Below are 11643 nucleotides of genomic sequence, written 5' to 3' on the forward strand. Positions count from 1 at the left end.
CTATTTTTTATTTAAGCTTGCAAAAATCTTTATGATCCTATATAGTTAGTTACATAAGTAATTAACAAAATGACTGATTGACTGTCAAGGAGATGATCTTTTGCAATTTCACTTTAACGAGTCAACACCGTTATACCAACAAATCGCAAGTCAATTGGAAGAAATGATTTTTACCGGCGGCTTTGATGAAGTGAGCCAGGTACCATCAACTACCCAGCTTTCCCAGCAATTACATATTAATCCAGCAACGGTTTTAAAAGGGATGAATATCCTGGTTGATGCGGGGTTGATTGAAAAGCACCGTGGACGCGGAATGTTTGTACGAACGGGGGCTCGACAAAAGATTATGGAAGAGCGTAAAGAAAGTTTCTATAAGGATTATGTCAAAACTCTCCTTGTGGAAGCACATAAATTAGGAATTAATAAGCAACATTTAGTCGAATTAATTGAGCGGGGTGAGCATGATGGAACAATTAAAGATTAGTCATTTATCAAAGAAATTTGGTCGTCGGGTAATTCTTGATGATGTTTCATTTACTTTAGAGCCGGCAAAAATTTATGGTTTGCTCGGTCGAAACGGGGCAGGGAAATCGACCCTCTTAAACTTAATCAGTAACCGGATCTTTCCGACATCTGGTTCGATTAAGTTAGGCGATCAGGAAGTTAACACTGATCAAACTTTGGATCAGGTTTTCCTTATTGGAGAAGATAATCTTTACTATAAACAAGTTAAGATTAACCAAATGTTTGACCTCGCTGACGGTGCGTACGGCAATTTTGATTATCAAAATGCTGAACAAATGCTTAAGCGGTTTGAACTTGAAGGTAATCAAAAATTTGCCAAACTTTCTACTGGTCAGAAAACCGCTGCTAAGATTAGCTTGGCACTAAACGTTGATGCTGATTATATTTTTCTTGATGAACCGGTATTAGGATTAGATGTTAACCACCGTGAAATCTTCTATCAAGAATTAATTAAGTCATATCAAAAGCGGCCACGGACGATTGTTCTCTCAACCCACTTAATTGATGAAATTCAACAGCTGGTTGAGCATGTGATCTTGATTGATCGTCATCAGGTCCTTGAGGATACCGATGTTCAGGACTTATTGGACCGGGCATACGATATTTCAGGTCCGGCAAAATTAGTTGATCAATACACTGAAGGGTTGAACGTCCTTTCAACAACTGACTTGGGAAATATCCGCACGGCTCATGTCTTTGATCAGTTGCCAGAAGATCGGATCCTTCCTGATCAAGTTCAGGTTGGACATTATGATTTACAGCACTTATTTATCTACTTAACGAATGGGGGTCAACAAAAAGATGCTTAGTCATGAACAACGATTAGTAATTACCAATGTTTTTCATCGCCTTGGTTGGGCGTTAGCTGTTGCTGCTGTTTGGGCTGTCGGAGTAGTCTTTTTGGGATATCTTGTTGAATTGCTAATTGATCATCGTATTGATTCATTTCTTGTTAGCTTGCAAGGAATTCCGGGAGTATTACCGCCAGTATTTACAATGATTTTACTCGGTTATTTCTTAATCACTGCCTACGATGATTTTAAATGGACAATTCAAAATGGAATTTCACGCAAGACACTTTGGTGGGGACGGCTGATTGCCTTGGTTCTTGCTACTATCGGAGTTTGGGTGGTTAATAACTTACTAAGTTTGTTTGAGCACCCGCTAGCAAGTTGGCAAGCGATGGGGATGCAACTATTAGTACTTCTTTCTAGCGTATTGATTCTTCAAATGATTGGTAATGGCTTTGGCTTGCTTAATCGGACCTGGAAGTGGATTGTTGGTATTGGTTTACCAATCCTATTTATTCTTTTCTTAGTTGCATTTGTTAGGGTAATGATGAGTCTTAATATTGACTATCAGCATAATGAATGGATCGGTCCTAGTAGTGCTCTTTGGACAATTCTTGGTTCTTCAAGTACTTGGTGGATTATTTGGGGAGTTACCATGGTTATTGTTGTTCTTCTTTCTAAGTTCTTTAACGATAGAATGCAATTGAGAAGGGACTAAGGAAAGAGAGTGTGAGCCAGCAGAGAACTTGCTTGCGTTTGTGGCTCCTCACAACATCAAACAATACAGAAATAAGTCACAGTGCCTAATATTTGACGCTGTGACTTATTTTATATAAATAATTTAATTGTACGAAAGGTTATTAGTTGCTTTTTTATGCTGCAAAAGGTTAAGATATAGGCGTATAAATAGTGATGTATAATAAATCAATTGATAATTATCATTATGTTTTTGATTGGTTATTATCGTGAAAAAAGAGGATTGGAGTGTTAAACGTGGTTAATAAGCAATTAATAGGAAAATTATCTGTTGTTGGTTTGGCGTTATTGTTGGCGGGCTGCGGTGCTCAGTCAGCAAATTCTAATTCTTCATCGGGTTCATCAGGAAGTTCTGCAATCACTAATAATCAAAAAGTAAACCTTGATTCAACAAATATGCCACCACAAGAGGTTAGTAGCTTAGTAACGATTTACAGTAGTAAGAAATACGGTGGTGACTGGGCCAAGGTTGCTAATAGCGCGAAAAACAGTGGACTACGGACAAACCTTTACGATACGAGTGATTACCGATTGGATAATCCTGGAGCTACCGGTGAAGATGGTTCCGGAATCCTTTATAACGCGACACCAGAAAAGAATTCTGCTGATGTTGCCTACACATTAAATGATGATGGTAGTATTAACATCTATGAAAATGTTAAGAAGGGCCAAAAAGCGAAGAAGCTGGGAACGGTTAGCCAAAATGATATGGTTTACTACATTAACCAGCACAGTCAAGCAAGTAAGGTTCAAAAACTGACAAAGCAAAGCAAGGTATATGACGAACGCTCAGGACGGAATGATGCTGCAAACCATGAATTCGGTCGTCAGGCAGTCTTTACCACTCCAAAGTCAATGCGGGGCGTTTGGTACTCTGCTGATGGCAACCAGCAAACTGTACTAACGATTCGTGAGCATACAATTACTATCTCTACGAATAATAATTCAACTAAGTCATGGTTATATAAGCAATATCCTGACTTCCTTTCAAGTCCAGATGCAAAGAACAAATCAGTTCAAAAGCAAACTCAGACTTGGCAGAGTGCAAAGTTTGTTAATGCTCATAATCAAAATTGGTTAAATATTCGTGGATGGTGTGATACTGAGAATAAGGGACAGTTCTACCTCCTGCATCATGAAACTATTAACGGTAAACAGACACCGGTTATTGTTTCAGCTAACGGAGATAATGTAACAACTGATAATGTCTTTTACACCAGTCAATCAACAGCCCAAAAACAAGCTAACCACCATTACGCTGACCTTGACTACCCGCAAAGTCCCGAAGGCGAGGATGAGGTAAATAATTAAAGAGTGCGAGCCCGTTAAAACCTTCCGGTGGCTAACGATTTCTCCACCGAACGACGTTTCGTCGTCGGAGGTGGAGGTCGTTAGCTCGAGGAAGGTTAGGGCGAGCAGATCTTAGCTATGCTGCATTAGGAATAACAATTTCTCCTGACTGGATGCTGAATATCTGAGAGGGAGGTTGTTAGCACTATCAATTCCCTGGCGAGCAGATCTTAGCTATGTTGCCGAGAACTTGCGGAAAGCTAACAATTTCTCGACAATTATTTAGCCCAAAACATAAACAATCCCGTCATTAACCATTTAGCAGGTTAGTGACGGGATTACTATTTTAAAATTATTGACATTTTTTATTTTCCAGCTGCCTTATTAATCGCATCAATTACAGCATAGCGGAACCGGTTCTTTTCCAAGGCCAGTACACCCTTAATTGTCGTGCCAGCTGGCGAAGTAACCTGATCACGAAGTTCAGCAGGGAGCTTTTTAGTATCAAATGCTAGTTTACCGGTACCTTTAACCATGCTGGAAATTAACCGATAAGCTATTTGTCGTCCCATGCCGTTTGCTACGGCGCCATCACTCATGGCATCCATGAAAACATCGACAAATGCTGGACCGCAACCACCAATAACGCCAACAATCTCCAGTTGCTCCTCGCTAACGGGAATCACATCCCCTAATAGTTCAAGAAAGGTAATAATTTTGTTTGCATTTTCTTCAGGAATTTCTTCAGGGAGAGTAAGTCCAATTGTCCCGGCATTAACAGCGACCGGTGTATTTGGAATCATTGCAGCTACAGTAGCATCGGCAATTACTGATTGTAATTTCTGCAATGAAACACCAGCAGCTGCTGAAATAACGGTTGTTGAGACGGGAAGTTGGCTTAGTTCTTGAGCAATTTTCAGAGTAATCGGTGCGGGGGTAGTAAGGATAACAAAGTCAGGGTTAGCTTTGACGACATCAAGATTATTATTAACAACGGTAAAGCCAAGTTCTTGCCCGAGAGAGGTAACATGAGGGTTAGTTGGATTTTCACCAATAATCTTAAACTGTCTTGTATTTATAAGCCCCTTGATAATTGCAGTTCCCATATTACCAACACCGATAACCGCGATGGTTTGTTGATTAGTCTTCATTTTGCTCCTCCAATTTGACGTAATTACCGGTAATAAATGTTCCATTACCAAGTTTATACCAGATGATTTCATCATTATCACTCATCTTACCGGTAATTGTGATTTCTTGACCATCCTTAATTTCGCTAACTTTATCGCCATATGGTTTATCAAAAGCATCAATTGCTTTTCCTGGAAGGTAGTCAATCACTGCCTTTGTCTTCTTCATTGGGATGACTGCCATGTTGTCAGCGAGTTTAGATTGGAAATCCTCATCTTCAGTTTTAAACGGGTTATCCACAATTGTCATCTTGTCATATTTTACCCACTGGTCGCTACCAATTTCGTACCAAAATTCGCCTGATTTCGTTGCAACACGGTGAAAGGCTTTCAGAACAATATCGTCCGGGAAGGGCGTGCCGACTTGCATCCCATTTGGCATATCATATACCGCAGTAACCGCATTGAGGTGAAGATACATTTCGATCGATTCTACTTCACCCCAGTTTTTATTTCGGTAATAAACGTGAATGCTATGTGGTTGATCATCAAATTTTCCGGTTAATTCACCCTCATTTTTGATAAATTGGTAACCGTCGAATTGCTTCTTTTCAACAGAATACCTTTCTCCGAGAAATCCCCGTAAAAGTTGGGGGACAACCAGATTTTCTCCAGTATCAATATTTGTGTAGTAGACCCAAATTGGGTTTCCTGTTTTGAACTTATCTTCCATCCTTTTCACCCCGTCAACTATATTTACTCTTTATTATAGCATTGATAAGGTGAAACCTCTGTGATGAACAGGTTAACAAAGTGTAAAGATAGAAAAAAGCTGGAAATTGACCCATTCAAGAGCCTATTCGGATTTCCGCGATTAGACTCTGTAAGTTCGGAGACTACTAGTAAATATTAAAGAGATTGTGACATAAGTACTTTTACCAAGTTCAAATACGAACAGTGCGGTACGCAAATGGGTTCCAGTGTCCGGTATAACCGAACTCTGGAACCCTATTCACGCTCCCTCTTTTCATCAATAATTTAAATGTTATTTATCTGCAGTTTGTGCAGCGCCAACAGTAATGTTACCGTCTTTATCCAATTGTGCGACAAGTTCGTGAGCATCATTGTGATCAAGAACATAGTCAGCGATCCGATCTTCGATTTGTTCTTGAATTACCCGACGAAGGGGACGAGCCCCCATCTTTGGATCATATCCTAGATCAACTAACTTCTCATCAACATCTTCAGGAACGGTGATTGATAAGTCACGGTCAGCCAACATCTTGTTAACATCACTGATCATCAGGTTAACAATCTTCATTAAGTTATCCTTGCTGAGGGCATTGAACTGAACGATGTCATCAAACCGGTTTAAGAATTCTGGCTTAAAGTAATTGGTCAATTTATCAATGATTGAGTGAGTACTTCCGGTTGATTCAGCACCAAAACCAACACTAGCTTGGGCATCGCCAGTTCCAGCGTTAGAAGTCATAATAATGATCGTGTCCTTGAAACTAACGGTCCGTCCTTGTGAATCTGTTAATCGACCATCGTCAAGAATTTGCAGGAACATGTGCATAACGTCAGGATGAGCCTTTTCCACTTCGTCTAATAAGATTAGGCTGTATGGGTGACGACGAACTTGTTCGGTTAATTGACCAGCTTCTTCATAGCCAACATAACCAGGGGCGGCACCAATAAGTTTTGAAGTAGATGTCTTGTCCATGTATTCTGACATGTCAAAACGGATCATTGAATCCTTAGAACCAAAAAGCTGGAGCGCAAGTTGCTTAGCTGTCTCGGTCTTCCCAACACCAGTAGGTCCAACAAAGAGGAAACTCCCAATTGGTCGACCAGACTTGTTTAAGCCAATCCGATTCCGGCGAATTGCCCGCGCAATCTTATCAACTGCTTCAGTTTGACCAATGACATGTTCGTCAAGCTTCTTATCAAGATCCCGAAGTTGGTTTTCTTCTTGCTTCTGCAGATCGCCGACAGGAATATTAGTTTTTTCTTCAACAATCTCCTGCATATCCTTAACGGTTACCGTTGCGGATTCTTCAGAATGGTTTTCTTCTGCTTCTTTTTTAGCCTTTTCAAGTTTGCTTACCTGATCACGGTAGAAGGCAGCCTTTTCGTAGTCTTGGTTATCTGCTGCTTGTTGCTTGTGAGCTTCAGCGGTGTGAATCTCATTTTCGATTGCATTTGGATCAACATTCTTCAATGTTAGGTTCTTCCGTGAACCCGCTTCATCCATCAGGTCAATTGCCTTGTCGGGAAGGAATCGTTCTTGGATGTAGCGATCAGAAAGTTTAGCGGCTGCAATGATTGCATCGTCCGTGTACTTAACGTGATGATAATCTTGGTAGCGACCTTTAATTCCGTTAAGAATTCGAATTGTCTCATCAACTGAAGGTTCATTAACTTCAACTGGTTGGAACCGCCGGGCAAGGGCAGCGTCTTTTTCAATCTTCCGGTATTCGTTAAGGGTAGTAGCACCAAGGAGCTGGAAATCACCACGAGCAAGGGCAGGCTTTAGAACGTTTCCGGCATCCATGCCGCCTTCAGCGTTACCGGCACCCATGATTTCGTGAATCTCATCAATGAAGAGAATGATGTTCTTGTTCTTCCGAACTTCTGCCATTAATTGTTGCATCCGTTTTTCAAACTGTCCCCGGATTCCAGTTCCTTGAACAAGGGAAACAACATCAAGTCGGATAATTTCCTTGTTAGCAAGCTTCTCTGGCACTTCACCGGAAACAATTGCGGTAGCTAAACCTTCAACGACAGCAGTCTTACCGACACCGGCTTCACCAATTAGGACTGGATTATTCTTAGTCCGGCGATTAAGGATTTCAATAACTCGCTTAATTTCGTTATCACGACCAATAACTGGATCAATCTTTCCTTGGCGAGCAAGATCAGTTAAGTTAATACCATACTGACCGAGGATTCCCTTACCACGGCCGCCGTTGCCACCTTGTCGTTGGTTTTGACCGCTAAAAGCAGCTCCATTACCAGCAGCTTGTTGACTTTGCATATTATTCATGGCATTCATGAAGTCTTCGAGGCTTCCAAAACCGAAATTATTCATTCCGTTACCTCCATTCATCATATTTGTTTGCATGTTTTGTAATTTTTGATAACAGTTTTGACATAAATCGAGTTGAACTCGTTGGCCATTAAGGTTCATTTGTAAATGGATCGTTGCAGGATTCTGATGACAATTTTGACAAAGCACCGTAAAAAATACCCCCTTAATAAAATAGATCCGACCATCGAAAAGGAAATTATTATCTTTGACCTTTCCTGACCATTGATGTTAATTATACTTACTTTTTGTTTGACTGCAAGCCAAATGAATCGGTTTAAGAAAAAATTAGTCAGACTTTCTATTAAATTTTAGCACTCTTAACAGATGAATGCTAAAATAAGGGTGGTGAAAAAGTCAGAGATCCTTTAATGAGGTGGTTAAATGACAGAAAGAGATTATCAACAGGAACTTGATGACTTGCATTCGGGAAAGACTAGTCATTTTGATATTACTCCAGAGGAATTTCAAGCGTTTCAGCCGGTTTTTCATGGTTATCAATATCGGACACAAATTGAAGCTGAAGCTCATCGTGGGGGAACGCTTACATATCGATTAAAAAAGCGATAATCAATCGTTGAGAGAACTTGTAATTGAAGTTTACAATTGCTAAAATAAAAGCAATGAAATTATCAGGGGCTGGCCACTGATAATTTGCTAATATGCTCGAAGGAGAATGATTAATTATGGAAAAACGTGATTTTACAATTACATCTGAGACAGGTATTCACGCTCGTCCAGCAACTATCCTGGTTCAAGCAGCTTCTAAGTATAACTCTGATGTTACCCTTTCATACGAAGGTAAGAGTGTTAATTTGAAGTCCATCATGGGTGTTATGTCACTTGGTGTTGGTCAAAATGCTTCAGTTACCATTACTGCTAAGGGTGACGATGAGAAGGAAGCTTTGGATGCCGTTGCTGAAACAATGAAGAAGGAAGGCCTAACAGACTAATGTCCACACTTTTAAATGGCTTGGCAGCGAGCAGTGGAATTGCGATTGCTCCCGCCTACCTATTAGTGGGACCAGATTTATCTGTTAACCAACAATATTCAGCAAATGAGAATCATGAGGTCAAACGGCTTCATGATTCTTTTGCTTTAACGCTGAATGAAGTTCGAACAATTCGTCAGCATGCCCATAAGTCATTGGGGAAAAGGGCGGCTGCGGTTGTCGACGATCAGCTGGCAATTTTAGATGACCGGTCCCTCCATGCTGAAATTCTTAAAAAAGTTAATCGTGATCACTTCTCTGCAGAATGGGCAATTAAGAAAACTGCAGATGAGCAACTAAAAATCCTTGAAAAAATGAATGATAATGACTATCTTTCGTCACGAGCAACGGCAATTAAGGACGTTACTAAAAGAGTGCTTAGTCATTTAATGGGGGTCGAACTTCCCAATCCAAACCTTTTAGATCATCGGGCAATTTTTGTAGCCCAAAATATTACACCAACCGATACCGCCCAATTTGATCGGCGGTTTGTTGCTGGGCTAGTAACTGATGATGGGAGTCGGACTTCCCATTTTACAATCATGAGTAAAACTCTATCATTACCGGCAGTTGTTGGGACTGAAAACGCTACTAAAATAATAAAAAATGGTGATTTACTGATCGTTGATGGGATTCATGGCAAAGTTATTGCTAATCCGTCAGAGGAAGAAGTGGATCATTATCAGCGATTGGCCGCCCAATTCGATCGCGAACAACAAGAATGGGGGACCTTAAAGGATGAGCAAACTGTTAGTACCGATGGCCGTCATTTTAAGGTTGTAGCTAATGTTGGAACACCAATTGATGTCCTCGATGCTCGGCAAACCGGGGCCGAAGGAATAGGTCTTATTCGGAGCGAATTCTTGTATGCAGGTAGTGAACAGCTTCCCGGGGAAGAAGAGCAAGCACAGGCTTATAAACAAATTTTAACCGAAATGCCGGGACAACGAGTCGTGGTCCGCACGCTTGATATTGGTGGCGATAAAAAACTTGGAATGCTAAAGCTGCCTCAAGAAAATAACCCGTTTCTTGGTTTTCGGGCAATTCGAATTGGCCTCGCTAAACCTGAAATTCTTCGTCCACAGTTGCGGGCACTTCTCCGCTCGTCTGTATATGGACGTCTTGCAATTATGTTTCCGATGATCGCAACAGTTGAAGAATTTTGGCAGGCACGAAAAATTTTGGATGAAGAGCGGCAACATCTATTAGATGAAGGCGTTCAAGTGGCAGATAATATTGAAGTTGGAATGATGCTCGAAATTCCCTCAAGTGCTGTGATGGCAGATGTCTTTGCCCGCGAGGTCGATTTCTTTAGTATTGGCAGTAATGATCTAATTCAATACCTATTTGCAGCTGACCGGGGAGATCCTCGTGTCGCCTATCTTTACCAAGAATTGCATCCGGCTGTTCTTCGTTTGGTTAAGCAAGTCATTGATGCCGCTCACGCTGAAGGTAAATGGGTAAGTATGTGCGGTGAAATGGCAAGTAACCCATTAGCAACCCCATTGTTAATGGCGATGGGATTAGATGAGTTCTCCATGAATAGTAGTAGTATTTTACATATTCGATCATTAATTAATCAACTTAATACTCGCCAACTACAACCGTTAGTCCATAAAGCTCTTAATGCGGTAACCGCTGCCGAAGTTGAACGATTGATTCGTCAGGCGGTCCCTAAAATTATCGAATAAATCCTTAAGTGATCTTAATATTTGTCAAAAAAACTTGTTGTTGCTGATTGAACAGTCTACAATTGTTGGGATATCTTTTTGCGGATTGTTAAATGCTTTTGTATAATGATCTTGCAATTATTTTAAATTGAGATTAAAGAAAAAAGGAGCAATTATCTTGAAGATAGGTCTTTTTACAGATACATATTTTCCCCAAGTAAGCGGAGTTGCGACGTCGATTAAGACGCTCCGTGATGAACTAATTGCTCAGGGACACCAGGTATATATTTTTACCACAACGGATCCTAAAGCAAAGGACGATGACGAGGAAAATGGTATTTACCGTTTTCCAAGTATTCCCTTTGTGTCATTTACGGACAGAAGAATTGCGATTCGGGGTGCCTTTCGCGCAATCAAGATTGCAGAGAAACTTCAATTAGATATTGTGCATAATCAAACTGAATTTTCATTAGGTGTAATGGGCAAGGTTGTTGCTCATCACTTAAACATCCCCTGCCTTCATACCTATCACACAATGTATCAGGACTACCTTCATTATATTGCTAATGGCCATATTCTGAAGCCAAAGGATGTTGGTCGGTTAGCCCATATCTATCTTCATAATATTTCTGGAGTAGTAGCACCGAGTGAACGGGTGTTAGAGACGATGCGTTCTTATAATGTTGACGCGCCAATTCGGATTATTCCAACTGGGATTAATTTGCGAGTATATGGTCAGCGGGATTCCGTTGAAGAGAAGGATGCTCTTCGTGCCAAGTGGGGATATAAACCAGATACACCAGTGCTCTTATCGCTAAGTCGGCTTGCATTTGAAAAGAATATTCATACCTTGATTGAAGCGATGCCCGATATTTTAGCTAAAAAGCCTGATGCTCAGTTATTGATAGTCGGGGATGGACCTGCAAGAGAAACTTTGGAACGTCAGGTTCGTCACCTGCATTTGACTGATCATATTCAGTTTGCGGGTCAGGTTGATAATGATGACGTTCATCACTACTATCAAATGGCAAATGTTTTTGTTTCGGCGTCTGATTCTGAATCACAGGGATTGACATACGATGAAGCGTTGGCGTCTGATTTACCGATTGTGGTAATGAGAAGTGACTATACCGATGAGTTAATTGATGATCCAGCAATTGGGGTTAGCTTTCAAAAACGAATTGATCTTGTTAACGGTGTTCTCCGTTACCTTAATAATCCACGGACACCTGAAGAACAAGATAAACGTGATGCAAAGTTACACGAGATTTCTGCTGAAGTATTTGCTCAGCGGATCCTTAAATTTTATCGGGATTGCCAAGAGACAATGGCTGAGAAGCAATCTGATCAATCAAAGGGTACGTTTCGGAATCTTTTTCATCGATCGAGGAGTTAAGC

Annotated in this window: 11 protein-coding genes; 8 read left to right on the forward strand and 3 right to left on the reverse strand. The window is 40.7% G+C overall.

Going from position 1 to position 11643, the window contains the following annotated elements; all coding sequences use genetic code 11:
* The first annotated feature begins 100 nt into the window (after positions 1 to 100).
* The 4 genes from PRK60_RS02200 to PRK60_RS02215 all read left to right on the forward strand — a co-directional run bounded on the left by PRK60_RS02200 (position 101) and on the right by PRK60_RS02215 (position 3383).
* On the forward strand, positions 101 to 484 hold the full coding sequence (locus PRK60_RS02200; protein WP_273646223.1) for a GntR family transcriptional regulator: 384 nt from the start codon (positions 101 to 103) through the stop codon (positions 482 to 484).
* The gene (locus PRK60_RS02205) at positions 462 to 1334 is read left to right on the forward strand and encodes an ABC transporter ATP-binding protein (protein ID WP_178696072.1); all 873 of its coding nucleotides are present in this window, start codon (positions 462 to 464) and stop codon (positions 1332 to 1334) included. Before PRK60_RS02200 ends, PRK60_RS02205 begins: the two co-directional genes overlap by 23 nt.
* Positions 1327 to 2034: a hypothetical protein gene (locus PRK60_RS02210; protein WP_102168419.1), complete on the forward strand. Its 708-nt coding sequence runs from the start codon at positions 1327 to 1329 to the stop codon at positions 2032 to 2034. The genes PRK60_RS02205 and PRK60_RS02210 overlap by 8 nt, the downstream gene beginning before the upstream one ends.
* A gap of 275 nt (positions 2035 to 2309) precedes the next feature.
* Positions 2310 to 3383: a hypothetical protein gene (locus PRK60_RS02215; protein WP_146001919.1), complete on the forward strand. Its 1074-nt coding sequence runs from the start codon at positions 2310 to 2312 to the stop codon at positions 3381 to 3383.
* A gap of 344 nt (positions 3384 to 3727) precedes the next feature.
* Here the strand turns inward: PRK60_RS02215 and proC are convergent, their stop codons facing one another.
* The 3 genes from proC to PRK60_RS02230 form a co-directional block, all read right to left on the reverse strand.
* Complete coding sequence (gene proC, locus PRK60_RS02220; protein ID WP_273646224.1) at positions 3728 to 4513, reverse strand: pyrroline-5-carboxylate reductase; 786 nt, start codon at positions 4511 to 4513, stop codon at positions 3728 to 3730.
* Entirely contained in the window at positions 4503 to 5225 is a 723-nt protein-coding gene (locus PRK60_RS02225; RefSeq protein WP_102168416.1) for a MucBP domain-containing protein, read from the reverse strand. The genes proC and PRK60_RS02225 overlap by 11 nt, the downstream gene beginning before the upstream one ends.
* Positions 5226 to 5537: 312 nt before the next feature.
* Complete coding sequence (locus PRK60_RS02230) at positions 5538 to 7733, reverse strand: ATP-dependent Clp protease ATP-binding subunit (protein ID WP_270512915.1); 2196 nt, start codon at positions 7731 to 7733, stop codon at positions 5538 to 5540.
* 234 nt (positions 7734 to 7967) lie between these two features.
* Here PRK60_RS02230 and PRK60_RS02235 point away from each other — a divergent pair, with 234 nt between their 5' ends.
* From PRK60_RS02235 to PRK60_RS02250, 4 genes are all read left to right on the forward strand, one after another.
* The gene (locus PRK60_RS02235; RefSeq protein WP_102168414.1) at positions 7968 to 8153 is read left to right on the forward strand and encodes a hypothetical protein; all 186 of its coding nucleotides are present in this window, start codon (positions 7968 to 7970) and stop codon (positions 8151 to 8153) included.
* Between the two features lie 116 nt (positions 8154 to 8269).
* On the forward strand, positions 8270 to 8536 hold the full coding sequence (locus PRK60_RS02240; RefSeq protein ID WP_003716808.1) for a phosphocarrier protein HPr: 267 nt from the start codon (positions 8270 to 8272) through the stop codon (positions 8534 to 8536).
* Positions 8536 to 10266: a phosphoenolpyruvate--protein phosphotransferase gene (gene ptsP / locus PRK60_RS02245; protein ID WP_102168413.1), complete on the forward strand. Its 1731-nt coding sequence runs from the start codon at positions 8536 to 8538 to the stop codon at positions 10264 to 10266. Before PRK60_RS02240 ends, ptsP begins: the two co-directional genes overlap by 1 nt.
* A gap of 157 nt (positions 10267 to 10423) precedes the next feature.
* The gene (locus PRK60_RS02250) at positions 10424 to 11641 is read left to right on the forward strand and encodes a glycosyltransferase family 4 protein (protein WP_273646225.1); all 1218 of its coding nucleotides are present in this window, start codon (positions 10424 to 10426) and stop codon (positions 11639 to 11641) included.
* Positions 11642 to 11643: the final 2 nt, after the last annotated feature.

The organism is Limosilactobacillus portuensis, from assembly GCF_028607025.1.
Classification (GTDB): Bacteria; Bacillota; Bacilli; order Lactobacillales; family Lactobacillaceae; genus Limosilactobacillus; species Limosilactobacillus portuensis.